This window comes from Streptomyces sp. NPDC047981 (assembly GCF_040653315.1).
Taxonomy (GTDB): domain Bacteria; phylum Actinomycetota; class Actinomycetes; order Streptomycetales; family Streptomycetaceae; genus Streptomyces.
In genome coordinates this window covers 41,424-56,564 of the sequence record NZ_JBEZNQ010000054.1, presented here as the reverse complement: position 1 = coordinate 56,564, position 15,141 = coordinate 41,424, and the positions used below count along the sequence as shown (strand labels likewise).

Annotated in this window: 17 protein-coding genes; 5 read left to right on the top strand and 12 right to left on the bottom strand. The window is 71.4% G+C overall.

Going from position 1 to position 15,141, the window contains the following annotated elements; all coding sequences use genetic code 11:
- Positions 1–426 precede the first annotated feature (426 nt).
- Entirely contained in the window at positions 427–843 is a 417-nt protein-coding gene (locus AB0E14_RS27575; RefSeq protein WP_362423655.1) for a helix-turn-helix domain-containing protein, read from the bottom strand.
- Between the two features lie 97 nt (positions 844–940).
- On the opposite strand from AB0E14_RS27575, the gene AB0E14_RS27570 reads away from it, so the two are divergent.
- On the top strand, positions 941–2,116 hold the full coding sequence (locus AB0E14_RS27570) for a winged helix DNA-binding domain-containing protein (protein WP_362423652.1): 1,176 nt from the start codon (positions 941–943) through the stop codon (positions 2,114–2,116).
- Between the two features lie 106 nt (positions 2,117–2,222).
- Here the strand turns inward: AB0E14_RS27570 and AB0E14_RS27565 are convergent, their stop codons facing one another.
- Together AB0E14_RS27565 and AB0E14_RS27560 are read right to left on the bottom strand one after the other, a co-directional pair.
- Positions 2,223–3,734, bottom strand: a complete 1,512-nt coding sequence (locus AB0E14_RS27565) for a DUF2079 domain-containing protein (RefSeq protein ID WP_362423649.1) — start codon at positions 3,732–3,734, stop codon at positions 2,223–2,225.
- Between the two features lie 25 nt (positions 3,735–3,759).
- Complete coding sequence (locus AB0E14_RS27560; protein ID WP_362423646.1) at positions 3,760–4,575, bottom strand: A24 family peptidase; 816 nt, start codon at positions 4,573–4,575, stop codon at positions 3,760–3,762.
- Positions 4,576–4,614: 39 nt separating this feature from the next.
- Here AB0E14_RS27560 and AB0E14_RS27555 point away from each other — a divergent pair, with 39 nt between their 5' ends.
- Positions 4,615–5,034, top strand: coding sequence for a DUF192 domain-containing protein (locus AB0E14_RS27555; RefSeq protein ID WP_362423643.1), 420 nt, complete (start codon positions 4,615–4,617; stop codon positions 5,032–5,034).
- Positions 5,035–5,053: 19 nt separating this feature from the next.
- Here AB0E14_RS27555 and AB0E14_RS27550 read toward each other — a convergent pair whose 3' ends face one another.
- Together AB0E14_RS27550 and AB0E14_RS27545 are read right to left on the bottom strand one after the other, a co-directional pair.
- Positions 5,054–6,205, bottom strand: a complete 1,152-nt coding sequence (locus tag AB0E14_RS27550; RefSeq protein ID WP_362423640.1) for a hypothetical protein — start codon at positions 6,203–6,205, stop codon at positions 5,054–5,056.
- Between the two features lie 218 nt (positions 6,206–6,423).
- The gene (locus AB0E14_RS27545) at positions 6,424–6,789 is read right to left on the bottom strand and encodes a hypothetical protein (RefSeq protein ID WP_362423638.1); all 366 of its coding nucleotides are present in this window, start codon (positions 6,787–6,789) and stop codon (positions 6,424–6,426) included.
- A 979-nt stretch (positions 6,790–7,768) separates the two neighbouring features.
- Here AB0E14_RS27545 and AB0E14_RS27540 point away from each other — a divergent pair.
- The 3 genes from AB0E14_RS27540 to AB0E14_RS27530 all read left to right on the top strand — a co-directional run bounded on the left by AB0E14_RS27540 (position 7,769) and on the right by AB0E14_RS27530 (position 9,877).
- Positions 7,769–8,242, top strand: coding sequence for a hypothetical protein (locus AB0E14_RS27540; RefSeq protein ID WP_362423635.1), 474 nt, complete (start codon positions 7,769–7,771; stop codon positions 8,240–8,242).
- Positions 8,243–8,704: 462 nt separating this feature from the next.
- Entirely contained in the window at positions 8,705–9,181 is a 477-nt protein-coding gene (locus tag AB0E14_RS27535) for an HIT family protein (RefSeq protein WP_362423632.1), read from the top strand.
- A gap of 156 nt (positions 9,182–9,337) precedes the next feature.
- Positions 9,338–9,877, top strand: a complete 540-nt coding sequence (locus AB0E14_RS27530; protein ID WP_362423629.1) for a GNAT family N-acetyltransferase — start codon at positions 9,338–9,340, stop codon at positions 9,875–9,877.
- A 432-nt stretch (positions 9,878–10,309) separates the two neighbouring features.
- Here AB0E14_RS27530 and AB0E14_RS27525 read toward each other — a convergent pair whose 3' ends face one another.
- The 7 genes from AB0E14_RS27525 to AB0E14_RS27495 form a co-directional block, all read right to left on the bottom strand.
- A complete protein-coding gene (locus tag AB0E14_RS27525) occupies positions 10,310–10,915 on the bottom strand; it encodes an OmpA family protein (protein WP_362423626.1) in 606 nt (201 codons plus the stop codon).
- A gap of 11 nt (positions 10,916–10,926) precedes the next feature.
- Positions 10,927–11,505: a hypothetical protein gene (locus AB0E14_RS27520; RefSeq protein ID WP_362423623.1), complete on the bottom strand. Its 579-nt coding sequence runs from the start codon at positions 11,503–11,505 to the stop codon at positions 10,927–10,929.
- Positions 11,506–11,525: 20 nt separating this feature from the next.
- A complete protein-coding gene (locus tag AB0E14_RS27515) occupies positions 11,526–12,200 on the bottom strand; it encodes a pilus assembly protein TadG-related protein (protein WP_362423620.1) in 675 nt (224 codons plus the stop codon).
- Positions 12,200–12,415: a Flp family type IVb pilin gene (locus tag AB0E14_RS27510; protein ID WP_362423617.1), complete on the bottom strand. Its 216-nt coding sequence runs from the start codon at positions 12,413–12,415 to the stop codon at positions 12,200–12,202. The genes AB0E14_RS27515 and AB0E14_RS27510 overlap by 1 nt, the downstream gene beginning before the upstream one ends.
- 150 nt (positions 12,416–12,565) lie before the next feature.
- The gene (locus tag AB0E14_RS27505; RefSeq protein WP_362423615.1) at positions 12,566–13,267 is read right to left on the bottom strand and encodes a response regulator transcription factor; all 702 of its coding nucleotides are present in this window, start codon (positions 13,265–13,267) and stop codon (positions 12,566–12,568) included.
- Between the two features lie 12 nt (positions 13,268–13,279).
- Complete coding sequence (locus AB0E14_RS27500; protein WP_362423612.1) at positions 13,280–14,167, bottom strand: DUF5936 domain-containing protein; 888 nt, start codon at positions 14,165–14,167, stop codon at positions 13,280–13,282.
- Between the two features lie 22 nt (positions 14,168–14,189).
- Positions 14,190–15,131 carry a type II secretion system F family protein gene (locus tag AB0E14_RS27495; protein WP_362423609.1) on the bottom strand — a complete coding sequence of 314 codons (942 nt, stop codon included), beginning with the start codon at positions 15,129–15,131 and terminating at the stop codon, positions 14,190–14,192.
- Positions 15,132–15,141: the final 10 nt, after the last annotated feature.

The following is a 15,141-nucleotide window of genomic DNA, read 5'->3' as shown; positions in this document are numbered from 1 at the left end:
GGGCCGGGGGCCGGGCGAGCCGGTGGGCCGGGGGCCGGGCGAGCCGGTGGGCCGGGGGCCGGGCGAGCCGGAGGGCCGGGGGCCGGGCGAGCCGGAGGGGCTGGGGGCCGGGGCGGGCCGGAGGGGCTGGGGGAGCCGTAGCGAACCAGGTAGCCCTGGCTTGGCCTGGGCAAGGAAAACGGGCCGGTCCGTGGGGGGGATACGGACCGGCCCGAGGGGGGGTTTCCACCATAACCCTTCATAAGCGGTGCTGCGTGCCACCCGGCACGGCCGGTCCCTTCCGGTTTCCTCGGAGGCCAGTCGGGACAAGGGTCCTGCGGCCCCGTGGCGGTTTTGCGCCCCGGCGTGGCGGCGCGTTCCGTACCTCCCAAGAGGGACCCTCCCGGATGGCCCTCCGGTTGACGGACGGCCCCCGCCCGACGCAGGTCAGGCGGCCTCCCCGGCCGCACGCGCGACCGCTTCCGAATGCTCGTCACCATCCGAATCCGCGTCCGCGCGCTGGGCCTCCTTGATGGCGAGGATCTCCGCCATGAAGGTCTCGCCCCACTCACCCAGTGGCAGCAGCGCCGTGTTCAGAGCCTGACCGAGTTCGGTGAGGGAGTACTCCACCCGTGGCGGCACCTCCGGGTAGACCTCGCGGTGGACGATGCCGTCCGCCTCCAGCTCGCGCAGCTGCTGGATCAGCACCTTCTCGCTGACCTTGACGATCCGCCGCCTGAGCTCTCCGAAGCGGGTCGCGCCGTGCGCGTGCAGCGCCCACAGGATGAGCGGCTTCCACTTGCCGCCGACGACATCGACCGCCGCGTCGAGTCCGCAGCCGTACACGATCTTCCCTCTCACCAAAGCCAACTCCTCTTCCGTCCCCGCTCCTCGGCCTCGGCCGCCGCCCTGTAGGGCAAGGCGGACAGGCCCTGACCTATTCCGCCTCTACGGTCGGGGCATGACGACGTCCACCCCACCACAGGTCACCTGGGCACGCGCCGACGCCCGCAGGATCCACCGTCAGTTCCTGGCCGAACCCACGGACGCCCCGCCCGCGACGGTCGCCGCCGCGATGCTCGGCGCCCACGCCCAGGTCCTCTCCGCCGCCGAGCTGTCCCTCGCGCTGCGGATGAGGGAGGGCACCCGGGCGGACGTACGGGCGGCGCTCTGGGAGGACGGCACGCTGGTCAAGACGCACGGCCCGCGCGGCACGGTCCACCTGCTGCCCGCCGCCGACCTGCCGATGTGGACCGGCGCCCTGTCCGCCGTCCCCACCGGGGCGAACCCGATGCCGCCGGACGTACGGATGTCGGAGGAACAGACCGAACAGGTCCTGGCGGCCATCGCCGACGCGCTCATGGACACCGAACTCACCGTGGACGAGCTGACCGACGCGATCGTGGCCCGCACCGGCCCCTGGGCGGGCGACCGGGTCATGGAAGCCTTCCAGGACAAGTGGCCGCGCTGGCGGCAGATCACCCACCTGGCGGCCCACCGCGGAGTGCTGTGCTTCGGCCGGGACCGCGGCCGGAAGGTCACGTACACCAACCCGGGGGTGCGCCGGGCGGAGGGGACGGCGGCGCTCGGCGACCTCGTGGAGCGGTATCTGTACGCGTACGGCCCTGCGGTCCCCCGGCACTTCGCCAAGTGGCTCGCGGCGCCGGTCGGCTGGGCCACCGAGCTGTTCGCCTCGCTGGCCGGGGCCGGGCGGATCGAGGAAGTGGAGTTCGAGGGGGCGCCGGGGTGGGTCGTCGCCGGGGACACCGAGTTCCCGGACGAGCGGCCGGCGCGCGGGGTGCGGCTGCTGCCCTACTTCGACGCCTTCACGATCGCCTCCCAGCCGCGCGAGGCGCTCTTCCCCGGGGAGGCGTACGGCCGGGCGCTGGCCGGCGGCCAGGCCGGCAACTATCCGGTGCTCCTGATCGACGGCACGGTGGCGGGCGTCTGGCACCAGCGCCGCTCGGGCAAGCGGATCACGGTGACCGTCGAGCCCCTGAAGACTCTGAAGAACCTGAACCCGCCGAGCGCGACCCGTCTACGGGCCCTGGAGGCCCAGGCCGCCCGCGTCGCCGCGGTCCTCGAGGGCCGGGCGGAGCTGGTGGTGGGCCCGGTGACGGTGGGCCCGCACGCTTGACGGGTGGGTGGGTGCGTGGGGGTGCGTGGGTGGGCGGGTGCTTGGGTGGGTGGGGGTTGCGTGGGTGGGCGGGTGCGTGGGTGGGGAGGGGCGGGGCGGGGTGCGGCTAGGAGGCGGTGCGGCGCAGGAGCGTCACGCCGTCCCGGGCGGCCACCACTTCGTACCCGTGCCTCTCCCGGGCCGCCCGCAGCTCGGCCTCCTGCTGCTCGGCGGGGTAGGGCCAGGGTCCGCTCTTCTGCGGCCAGGCCTCCGGAGGTACGGAGTCGTAGACGATCCACTCGGCCGTCGGCGCGGGCAGCGGGCCGGTCTCCCGACGGTCGAGGCGGGCGTCCACAGGGAACGTGGGAAAGACGACGACCTCGCAGCGCGAGGTGAGCTGAGGGGCCAGCCGGTTGGAGGCGGCGACGGTCGCGCCGTCCGGGACGCGCGCGAGCAGCGCACGGGCGGCCTCGATATGGGGCGTGGTCCGCCAGGTGGTGCGCTGGACGAGCTGGGCCAGCGGGAACGACGGAAGCAGCACGACCGTCACGACGAGAACCGTGGCCAGCGAGGCGCGCACGTTCCGCGCGGACCTCTCCCGCGCGAGGACGTCGATCAGGCCGGCGAGGACGACGGGCATGAGGATCGCGCTGTAGTGGTACGCCGTGCCCCAGTGGAAGGGGTTCTCGGAGACCATCCGCCACGCGAGCGTGGGGACGGCGATCATCGCGAGCGGCGAGCGCAGCGCGAGCAGCGCGGACGGGGCGAAGACCAGGATCAGGGTCAGCGCCTTCACGTCGGGGCGCAGGACGTCGAGCGGCACGTGGGCCAGGGTGGAGAGCAGCGAGCCGTGGCCGTCGGCGAGGTTGCCGCCGTGGGCGTAGTCGCCGCCGGGGTTGAAGGCGGGCAGCAAGAACTTGATCTCGACGAGCGCCCCGAGCAGCCCGACGGCGGCGGTCGTGATCCCGAGCCGCCGGGGCCCCTTGAGCGCGACGTAGACACCGACGGCGGCGACCGTGAGCCCGAGGTCCTCCTTCACGAGCAGGAGCGGCGCGGCCCAGACGACGGCGGCGCGCCAGCGGCGGTGGGCCAGCGCTTCGAGGGAGAAGGCGAGGAGCGGTACGGCGAGGGCGACCTCGTGGAAGTCGAAGGCGGCGGCCGAGGCGATGCCCCAGCTGAGCCCGTACCCGGCGGCGACGGCGTGCGCGGCGCGCACACCGAGCGCCCGCCGGGCCCAGCGCGCCAGGGGGACGACGGCGAGGGCGAGGAGGGCGGACTGGGCGACGAGCAGGCAGAGGGGCGAGGGCCAGAGGCGGTAGAGGGGCGCGAGGGCGGCGAGAAGGGGGTGGAAGTGATCGCCGAGGAGGTTGAAGCCGGGGCCGCGCAACGGGACGACGGGGGCGCGGAGTTCCGCGTAGGCGCGTACGGCCTGCTCGAAGATGCCCAGGTCGTAGCCGGTGGTCCGGAGGAGCTGGTGGCGGCGGACGGCGACGGTCGCGTAGAGCAGGCACAGGCCCGCGGCCCACGCCCAGGGGAGGACGGCGGGACGACGCCGGTACCAGGGGGCGGGGGCCCGCTCCTCCCTGGACGTGTCCGACGCGGCGAGTTCAACGGGCATATTGTCACTGATTGTCCGCATGTGCCGGAATGCTAGGTCGCGAACCTCAAGGGGAGGCGGAGAGCGCGCCGAGGAGCAGCCCCAGCAGCGCCCCACCGATCATGAACGGCCCGAACGGAATCGCCGACTTCCGGCTCCCGCGCCGGACGAGGACGAGACCGAACCCGTACAGCGAGCCGAAGAGGAAGCCCGCGAACGTCCCGGCGAAGAGAACACCCCAGCCGTACCAGCCGAGGGCCGCGCCGAGGGAGAGCGCCAGCTTGACGTCCCCGAAGCCCATCCCGCTCGGCCGGATCAGGTGCAGCACGAAGTAGCCGCCCCCCAGGGCGAGTCCGCCCAGCAGCGCTTGAACCCAGGAACCGGCGTCGTACGGGAGGAGTTCGGCGCCCAGGAGGAGGAGCGGGACGGCGGCGGCGAGCGGGAGCGTGAGCAGGTCGGGCAACCGGCGCACCCGCACGTCGACGGTCGCGAGCAGAACGGCGAACGGCGCGCAGAGCAGCCACACGACAAGCTCGGGCCGGGGCCCGGCCGCGGCGGCGAGCAGGGCGCAGGAAAGGGCGGTGAGGAGGACGGGGGTGAGGGAGGAGGTGAGGGAGGGGGCTAGGGAGGGGGCGGGGGTGAGGCCAGAGGTAGGGGCTGAGGTGGGGGCTGAGGTGGGGAGGGGACGTGGCCGGCGGGGGCAGGCCGGGCAGCCTGGGGCGCCGAGCCAGCCGCGCGCCGGGCCGGCCAGGACGTGACCGGCCTCGCAGGTGTCGCGCCACGGCTCCTCCGGCTCGACCGACAGCCGGTACGCGGCGCGCGGCACCAGCAGCCCGGTCGCGGCACCCCAGAGCGCGGCGACGGCGATCAGCGTGGCGAACACCCGCCGACCCTACCCAGCCGCACCGCTACCGTCTCCCCCATGGGGAGACCGGGGAAGTGGCGTGACGGTACGGGGAGCTTGCTCGTCGGGGACGATCACAGTTCAGGGACCAAGCCGGCCTGCCCGACCCCACCGATCCCACCGATCCCACCGCTCCCATCCATCCCGTTGGAGATCGCGGCCTCCTACCGGGCCCGGCGGCGCGGCCTGCTCGGCCGGGACGGCATCGACGGGGCGATGCTCATCACCCCGACCAACAGCATCCACACCTTCGGCATGCGCTTCGGCCTGGACGTGGCCTACCTGGACCGGGACTTCACCGTCCTCGACGTGGTGACCATGAAGCCCGGACGGCTCGGCATGGTGCGCCCGCGCGCCCGGCACGTGCTGGAGGCGGAGGCGGGGACCATGGCGGGCTGGGGGCTGCGGAAGGGTGTACGCGTAGGAGTACGCGTGTAGGAGTACGCCTACGTGCAGATCACGGAGGTCCAGAACCCAGCAGCGTGAAGGCGCCGTAGGCGCCGGAGGCGAGCGCGAGCCCGGTGAGTACGAGGACCTGGTTGCGGGGCCGGAGCCGTACGAGCGCCACGGCCGGAGGGAGGAGGAGCCCGAACGCGGGCATCATCAGGCGCGGCCGGGAACCGAAGTACGCGGCGCCGATGAGCGAGATCACCACGACCGCGATCGTGTACACGAGGAGCGGCAAGGGCTGCTTCTGCCGTACGCAGAGGGCGATGAGCCAGCCGAGCAGGGTGAGCGCGGCGACCAGACCGAGCGCGGCGAGCGGCGGCAGGCCCCAGATGAACCGGGCGAGGGCGACCCCGCCGTCGATGGAGTTGCCCCAGGCGGCCTGGACGTCGAAGTAGGCGGTGGCGCTGCCCTCGCGGACGCCCACGTAGACGACGTACGCCAGCCAGCCCAGCGGCGCGAGGAGAACACCGGCCGCGATGCGGGCGGGCAGCTTCCGTTCGCGTACGACGGTGACGACCGCCGTGATGCCCAGCGCGGCGATGAGCGCGGCCGCCGTCGGCCGGGTGAGCCCGGCGACCGCGCACAGCGCACCGGCGAGGATCCAGCGCCCGCGCAGCACGGCCAGGATCGACCAGGCGGCGAGAGCGGTGAAGAGCGTCTCTGTGTACGCCATCGACTGGACGAACGCCGTCGGGTACACGCCCCAGAGGACGGCAAGCACGACCCCGGCCCGCTGTCCCGCGACATGCGTGCCGACGGCGTAGATGCCCCAGGCGGCGGCCAGCGAGGCCGTCCAGGAGACAAGCAGCCCGGCGGTCGCCGCGTCGACGGGAAGGACGGCGGACAGGCCTCGTTCGAGCGCGGGGAGGAGGGGGAAGAAGGCGAGGTCGGAGTGGACGCTGCCGTTGGGGAGGGTGACCTGGTGGCCATAGCCGTTCTCCGCGATACGGACGTACCAGACCGAGTCCCAGCGGCCGCTCAACCGGTGCAGCCCGTCCTTGCCGGTCGCGACGGCGGCGAGAGCGAGGATCGCGAGGCCGATGGCGCGAGTGGCGGCGTAGCCGAGGAGCGCGAGGGTGGGGGTGGGGGTGCGCGTGGCGGTGGGGGTGCGCGTGGCGGTGGGGGCGGGCGCTTCGACGGATCGGCGCGCGTCGGGCACGTCGCTTCCATCGGGCTCAACGGGTGGACGGGGCCGGTCTGGGGACATGCGCTCGATTATGTCCGGCGGGCGGAGGGGGTCCGGGAGGGCGGTCCGGGGGGCGGGGGCGAGGGGACCGGGTTCGGGGGGCGGGGTTCGGGGGGCGGGGTTCGGGGGCCGGGTTCGGGGGCGGGGTTCGCGGCGCGGGCCTTCGGGGCGCGGGCCTTCGGGGCGAGCTGTCAGCCGCCGGGGCGGATGCGGACGAACCGTGCCGCCATGACCGGGCCGAGCTCCTGGACGATGGCGTACCCGGGCTCGTGCGGGTACGGCAGGTCGTTGAGGAACGAGGTCACGATGACCTCGTCGACACCGAGCTCACCGCGCGCACTCTGCTCCTCCAGGAAGTCGAGCGTGCGCCGCCAGTCCGCCGCGGCCGGATCCTCCCCGAGGAAGGAGCGCACGCAGTTCTGGACGACGTCCCAGAAGAAGACGTGCGGCAGCACACCGCCCTGGCTGAAGACATGGGACTCGTACGCTCCCCGGAACTCGGGGATATGTGTCACGAGGTCGCTGACCAGCCGAACGCTGGGTGATGTGGTCGTCATCGGCAGTCCACTTCGGTGCGGGCCCTGCGCCCGTTCGCACCAGGATGCGGCATGACGGCAGGAGTTATCCACAGGGGGTGCGAATAATCCCCCGTCCGTGGATCGTTGAGACATGGCGGGAGAGACGGAGGAGTTGGTGAGGGTCGCCCGGGGCGGGGTGCTCCTCACGGTGTGGGCCTACGAAGCGGGGTGGCCGACGGGCGGCGGTCAGATCGGGAGACAGCTGCGCGCGGAGGGCTGGCAGCGCATCTGCCGGGGCGCGTGGGCGGCCCCCGGCAAGGACGTCGACTGGCGCGTCCGCGCCCGCGCCCACCAGCTGCTCCGCCCGGAGCTGGTGTGCAGCCACGGCACGGCGGCGACACTGCACCGGATCGAGGTACTCGGGGGTTGGGGGGAGGGGGTGGGGGTGGGGGGTGGGGACCCCCCGGGAGCAGGTGGCACGCCGGACCGGCCGAACGGCAGGGGCGGCGTGGGTGGGGCGGGTGGCCCGCGTGGACCGGGTGGCTCAGGCGGACTCGGCGGACCGGGTGGACTGGGCCCGGTGGGTGGCCCGGGTGGGCGTGGCGGCCCCGGCGTTAACGGCGGCCGAACCGGCGTCGGTAAGGCTGGCGGCATGGACGGTGCGCGCAGCACGGGCGGTCCGAGCGACGCGAACGGTTCCGGCGTCGCGCACGGTTCAGGCGGCTCTGGAAGTTCTGTAAGGTCTGGCGGCTCTGGCAGATCCGCTGGTTCTGGCGGTTCTGGTGGTTCTGGTGGTTCTGGTGGTTCTGGTGGTTCTGGTGGTTCCGACGGCGCGGATGTCGTCGAGTTCACCGTGAGCCGCCCGCATTCCTCTCGGTCCGTCGAGGGCGTGCGCGTGTACTCCACGGAGTACTTGGCAGATGCGGACTGCGTCATGCGCGCGGGTCTCCGCACGACGGGTCCGGCGCGCACGGTCGGCGATCTCATGCGGAGGTGCGGGACGCGTGAGGCGGCGGTCGTGGTTGCGGACTCGGCGCTGTCCCAGCGCACGGTCCGGGGCGTCCGCCGTGAACCGCTCGTCCACCACGCCCAGCTCGTTGCCGAACTGTCGGCGCCCCGCCCCGGCGCCGCCCTGGCCCGGAGGTGGCTGAAGTTCGCGGACCCGGCGTGCGGTTCTCCGGCGGAGACGGTCGCCCGCCTCCACATGCGCGACGCAGGTCTGCGCCCCGAGTCCCAGCCGCTGCTCGGGTCACGCTCCGGCCGAAGGCTGCGCCCGGACTTCCTGTTCCGGCGGGCTGGCCTGGCCGTCGAGATCGAGGGGTACGCCTACCACGGCACCCGCCAGGCCCACGATCGTGACGTCCGCCGCTACAACGACCTCGCCGACTGCCCGGAGGTACGCCGGGTCCTGCGCTTCACGGCTCAGGACGTCTTCCGTCGCCCGGACGCCGTGGTCGCCACGATCCGCGCGACGCTGGGGCACTTGACGTGAGCGTCCCACGTAAGCCTCTGGCACCGGCCGCCCTCTCTCCGAGCGTGGCGTTCTCCGGCGGGCCCTCAAGGGCGCTCCTTCGTCGCGTCGCTACGCGATGGGCTACGCCCACCCTTGACCGCCCACCTCCGCACGCCCTTTGACACTCGGAGGGCGGCCGGGGTGGGGGCCGGGCGCGGCTGCTCGGTCCGGGGCGCGGCACCGTGGGCGGGTTCGGGTCAGAACTGCGCCAGTGGAATGGGGCGGTGACGGCCGGCTTCGCGTACGACCGTCGGCGGCGGGCTGGACCTCATGCCCCGCTGCCTGGCTTTGTTCATGGGAACGACTTCTGGCTCAGGTCCCGCGATATGTCCACGTTGATCATGGTGAGTGGCGATTGACCCGCCCTGCCGGCCTTCCGGATGGATGCTGCCCGAAACCGATCAGTGGATTCTCAGTAGGACAGTTCTACGATCTCACTCCATGACGGCGCCTGACTGCTACGTATGCGGCAAGGAAGCAGAGTTCGACGACCTTCCACCGCGCGACTGCGTGGCCTACGACCAGCACTGGCGGGTCGTCCACGCCTTCGACACAGCGTTGCCCGGCTGGCTTGTGCTGGTGCCTCGGCGCCACGTCACCGCGGTACACGACCTCACCGACGCTGAGGCGTCCACCCTTGGGGTGTGGCAGGTCAGGCTCTCTCGTGCTCTTCGGGACATGGTCGGGTGCGCCAAGACGTACGTCGTCCAGTTCGCCGAGGCCGAAGGCTTCGGGCACGTGCACTTCCACATCGTTCCGCGCATGGAAGATCTGCGGCCGGAGCATCGTGGGCCGGGGATCTTCGGACTGCTTCGGCGGCCGGAGCAGGAGCGAGTGACGGCTGACGAGGCAGACCGAGTCGCCCACTCACTCCGCACTCGACTTCACGGAGCCGGCCGGCCCCTGCCCGGTGGGTGAAAGCGGGCCGCGGCGACGTGCGCGCAGCGAACTCCCGATGCGAGGGTGGGCGTACGTTGCGGACGGCGCGCCGCACCCCCTCTCTCTTCGAGTAGGTCGCAGATACGGCCGAACTGGGGCGCCTGCACGGTCAGGGGTGGGTGGCATGATCGCGGGATGGCCCCTGTGCTCGCCTTCCAGCAGCTCACGTCTCCCGGCGACGCGACACCGCGGCTGCGGCGCGCGCTCACCGCGTGCTGGGTCGAGGTGACGAATGCGGGTGGAGCGGCGGGCTTTCCCTTTGCTCCCGTCGACGTCGCGACGGTGGCTCCGGCTCTCGATCGCATGGCAGATCTGCTCTCACCCGATACGAGTCGGCTGCTCCTGGTCACCCTGGACGGGGAACTCGGAGGTTGGCTCAATGTCCGTCGCGACGCGTTCGAGCTGATCGCGCACTGGGGCACTGTCCACCATGTTCAGACTCGGACGGCTGTACGCGGGCGGGGCGTCGGACGTGCCCTCATGACGGAGGTGCGCAGGGTCGCCAAGGAGGAGATGGGGCTGGAGCAGTTGCATCTCGCCGCTCGGGGCGGTGTGGGCCTGGAGGGTTTCTACGGGCAGTTCGGGTGGCGGGAGGTCGGTCGGTGGCCCGGCGCTCTGCGGCTCGCCGCCGGCGACGACCGCGATGAGGTCCTCATGCTCCTCGCCCCGCTCTGATCCGCCCGGTCGTCCGCCGCTTGCCGCTGGCCGTTTGCCGCTCATCGGACCGTCACCAGCGGAGTATGAGCTCCTGCAACCCGCCCGGCGTCGCGCGCTGAGCCGGGCCGGGCCACCCCATTCCGCTGCCGCGCCGTTCTGACCCGCAGCCGCTGCACCGCGGCCTGGGCACTGGACGGGCCTCCGCGCGGCCCCCGCCCCGGGCCGCCCTCCGAGTGTCCAAGGGCGACCGGAGGTGGTGGGTCAAGGGTGGAGCGGAGCGGAATCGGCGGAGCCGACGCGACGGAGGAGCGCCCTTGACGCACCGCCGGAGGTTGCCACGCTCGAAACGAGGGCGGCCGGCGCCAGAGACTCGCGTACCTGGCCGGCCGCAGGCAGCCTCTCCTCGCCGAGGCCGTGTCGCATGCCGACGGGCGAAACCGCGCAGTTCCGTCAACTACTCGTCGTTCGGGGGAAGGAGATCTCGACGCGGCGGTTCTTGGTGCGGCCTTCCTCGGTGGCGTTGGACGCGATCGGGTAGTCCTCGCTGTAGCCGCGGATGTCGAAGGTCTTTCCGGGGTCGAGCGTCTTGGCGAGCTCCTGCTGCACGGCGTCGGCGCGCTGTTTGGAGAGCTTGAGCCCGTGTTCGTACGTCCCGAGGTCGTCGGTGAATCCGAAGACGCGGACGCGGCTGGAGTTCTGCTTGTTGATCTCGACGGCGATGGCTGCGATTCGGGCGGTGGCGGCGGGGCCGAGTTTGGCGCTGTCCTTGCCGAAGAGCACCTCGGCCTGCAGGGCGAAGGTGACGTCGACGTTGGTGTCCTCGCGCCGCTGTTCGCCGCCCTCTTCCTCGACGACCTGTTTGATGTCGAGGACCTTGGGCGCGGCGAGGGTGGCTCCGTCGGGCAGCATCAGCTCGGGCGAGTTCGCGTCGATCTCGGGGGGTGGGGAGGCGCTGGAGGTGGAGTTGGGGGGATCGTCGGCGAGGACGGGGCCTGCTCCGGTGGCGTAGAGGAGGAGGGTGAGGGCGGCGAGGGGGGCGAGGCGGCGGGGTGTCATGGCGGCGTCCGTCAGGAGAGTTTGATGGTGCCGGGTTCGAAGGTGGGGAGCTGGAAGGAGACTTCGGTGGTGCCGGCGGGGGGTGAGGGGAACTGCATGAAGACCTCGGTGGAGCTGTCGGCCGCCAGGAGGCTGATACCTGTGGTGGTGAGAGGCCGTCCGTCCGTGTCACGCAGCACGTAGTACCGCTTCTTGCCTACCGCATCCACGAGGGTGGCGCCGCCGAGGGAGCTTCCGTGCTTCAAGACCTCGGTTTCATTTCCACTCGTCTGGGACGAGACGACAGCTGAGGCATCCGATGTGTTCCTCAGGCTGCCCTTGATGGTCAGAAAGCCGCCTGCATCACGCTCCGCCGAACCAACGGTGAGTTCGAGCCCGTTCGGCCCCTTGAGGACCGCCAGCGTCTCGGACGGCTTCTCTGACTGCGGCTGTGTGCTACCCGTGTTCTTCGGCGCCACAGAACTCGCGGAGGACTTGCCCGTCGGGGGCTCGTCGCCGCTGCCGCAACCCGCTACGCCAAGGACCAGGCCGGCCGCGACAGCTCCCACGACCCACCTCCTGAGGGCCTTCGTTGCGTACCGAACACTCATGAACGGGATTCCTTCACTTGTCAGTCGGCCAGTCGCACGGTGAAGAGATCGGCGGCGCTGGGGAGCTCCGGCCGGTCAGGGTCGATCGTCCAGGGAACACCGTCGCATGCGAGACCGACGATGGGTGCGGGTTCCGTGGGTGTGGGTGACGGCTCGGGATTGGGATCCGGGGTCGGTTCCTGTTCCGCAGGCGGGTCGGGTTCGGCGGTTGGTTCGGGAAGCTCGAACGTACAGAGCGGCTCGATCACTGCCTTTGCCGTCGCCCTGGCGTGTCGGTCCTCGGTGCCGGGGACCACCGAGACGCCAATCGCGGCCTGGGTGAGTACTTCCACCCGGAAGCCGTGCTCGCCGGTGGAGAGACGGACGCAACCGTCACCCGAGAGGTTCGCACCGTTCTTGGCAGCGAAGGCAGCCGCACGTTGGCAAGCGACGGCGTCGTCGTATTCCTCCCCCGCGAGGAAGTCTCCCCACTGTGCCGGGTCGAGGATGACTCCAAGCCATCCTGTCCGTAGTTGGTCGCGAGCGTCCTGAGCCGCAGCCAGAGCCGCAGCATCGGCCGCAGTCTGAGCCCCGTTCCGGGTCGCCGCAGCCTGACCGACTACGAAATAGGCGAACGCAAGGAAGAGCAGGCCCGCAACGACGGTGATGTAGACAGGAAAGGCCTGACCCGCATCTCTACGTTCGGGGCCTTGCACTACTTGGTCACGGCAGCGATCTTCGCCGTGATCGCGTCCTTGATCGTCTTGCCGATGTCCGTCCCGCTGATCGCCACCACGATCGCCACGACCACCACGATGATGCCCAGGTACTCGACCGCCGTCTGGCCGCGGTCGTTGGTCGTCCTCGTGCGGGTCCAGGTGTCGAAGTGCAGTTTCGCCTTCGTCGCAGCCTTCAGCATGAGGTCGCTCATGGTCGTCGTCCCCTCCGGATTCGTACATCCCCGTGCCGCTGCCGAGTTCGGCACGGGCACGGTACGTCAACACCACCTCCTCCCCACAGGGCCCGTAGGCCCAAACACGGGCCCAGGGGTTCTTGACGCTGGTTTCGCCGGTGTCGGCCGTCATGAGGCTGCCCTTGTTCCCAGCCAGGCTGCTATGGCTTCGCTTCGCGAGGTGGCGTGGAGTTTGGCGAAGATGCGGTTGATGTGGTTCTTGACGGTCTTCTCGCTGATGAAGCATGTGTCGGCGATCTGCCGGTTGTTGAGGCCCGATGCGATCAGCTCCATCACCTCCCCCTCCCTCACGCTCAATCCAAAGCGTGCCACAGTTGGTTGCAGCTGCGAAGGCGTTAGGGGAAATGTGCGGGGAGTCGAGACAATTGGCCGTACGCCGACGTGTGCAGTCGCACCGCGGACCACGCCGACCAAGGCGTTCGCCGCCGTCGGTGTGAAGCGGGCGCGGCCCGCTCGTACGTCGCGGACCGCCGTGACCAGTTCTTCGGCGGTGAACTCGCCGTGGACCAGGTAGCCGCCCGCTCCCAGGCGGAGGGCCTCTTGGACGATCTCCGTCGCCACGGTGTGGGTGAGCATGAGGACGGGGGCCACGCGCACGAGGTGCGGGAGGGCGGTGAGGCCGTCGACGACGGGCATGCGGACGTCGAGGAGCACGACGTCGGGGCGGGTGCGGCGGGTCTCGTCCATCGCGGTGCGGCCGTCGCGGGCCTCCGCGACGACCCTGATGTCGGGGGTCGCGGCGTCGAGCAGGGCGCGCAGGCCGGCGCGGACGACCGGGTTGTCGTCGGCGACGAGCACTCTGAGCGTCATCGGGTCGTCACCTCACTCCCCCGTGATCGAGCCGAGGTTGGTGCCCGAGCCGAGGAACAGGCCCGCGCCGAGCAGGATCATCGTCGCCGGGACCATGAGCGTGGTGATCACCATCGTGGCCTTGGGGACCGCTTTCGCGGCCTTTCTGCGGGCGTTCTGGGCGTCGGTGCGGCGCATGTCGTTGGCGATCTGTATCAGGGTCTCGACGATCGGCGCACCGAGTTCCTCGCCCTGCTGCAGGGCGGTGACGAACTGGGCGACCTGTTCGCTGTCGTTGCGGCGGCGCAGTTCGTCGAAGGCCTGGCGCCGGCTGACGCCCATGTCCATCTGGCGGAGTGTGATGCGCAGTTCGTCGGCCCAGGGGCCTTCGTACTTCTCCGCGACGCGGTCGAGGGCCTGGCGGAAGCCGAGGCCGGCCGAGACGACGACCGCGAGGACGTCGAGGAAGTCCGGGAGGGTCCGTTCGATCTGGTCCTTGCGGATGCGGATGGCCGACCAGATGCCGACCTCGGTCCAGAACGCGCCGAAGGCGAAGAGCAGCAGCGCGACCAGGACGTCGCCGTCGGAGAGCATGATCAGGCCGCCGAAGCCGCCGAGGAAGCCGTAGACGGCGCGCCGGGCGCCGTACCGGTCGATGGTCAGGCCGCCGGGGTTTCCGGCGAGGTCGATGCGGCGGCGGACGGTGGCGACGCGCTTGGGGCCCATGGCCCGCAGGACGGCGGCTGAGTAGCGCATGCCGAGCCGGTCGACGACGGAGTAGACGGCGCCGGTGCGGGTGGAGCCGATCTCCAGGGCGAGTTGGAGGTCGTCGGGGAGTCTGGCGTCGGCGCGGTAGAGCCGGATGCCGTAGAGGATGCCGGTGACGGACAGGGCGGCGGCCAGTGCGAGGAGGAGGTCCATGGTGAGTTCCGGTTCCGGTCCCTTATACGTCGATCTTCGAGAAGCGGCGGATGATCACGAAGCCGACGACGTAGAGCGCGAACGCGGCGACGACGGCGACCTGGCCGAGGCCCGAACCGGTCATCCGGTCCAGGGCGCCCGGCTGCATGTTGTCGATGAGGAGGAGGGAGCCGATGCCGATCACCGGGACCGCGTACGCCGTGAGATTCACCTGGGACAGTTGCGTACGGACTTCCCTGCGCGTCTCCTTGCGCTCCTCCAGGGTCTCGGTGAGGTTGCGCAGGGAGGAGACGACGGTGCCGCCCGCCTTGTTGGCGAGGACGAGGGTGGTGACGAGGACGACGAGTTCGCGGGACGGGAGGCGTTCGGCGAGTTCGCCGAGCGCGTCGTCGATGGACGTGCCGACGGCGAGTTGCTGGGCGACCTTCTCCAGTTCGTCGCCGGCCGGTGCGTCGAGTTCGTCGGCGGCCATGCTGAGCGCCATGCGCAGGGCGAGTCCGGCCTGGGTGGCGTTGGCGAGGATCCGGGACAGTTCGGGCAGCTGGTTGATGAACTTCTCGATGCGCTTCTGGCGCTGCCAGTTGAGGAAGCCCAGGGCGACCCAGATGCCGACGAGGCCGCAGATGGGGCCGAAGAACGGGGAGAGGACGGCCTGGCCCGCGATCCACAGGGCGAGCACGAGCACCGTCATGGCGGCGACGAACTCGCCCGGTGTCACGTCGAGGCCGGTGGCGGAGATCCGCAGGTCCAGCTTCCGGCCGAACGCGGTGCGCCGTAGCCGCCGGTCGAGGGAGCGGAAGCGGCGCCTGCGCCGGCCGGTGTCCTGCGCCTCGCCGCTCTGGGCGAGCCGGGCGACCAGGGCGGCGCGGTCGGCGGTGCCGCGCGCGTACGTGTGGATGCCGAGCACCCCGAGGACGCAGGCGAGCAGCACGATGCCGGTCACCGGCCACGTCGACGAAAGCATCTGTGTGCCC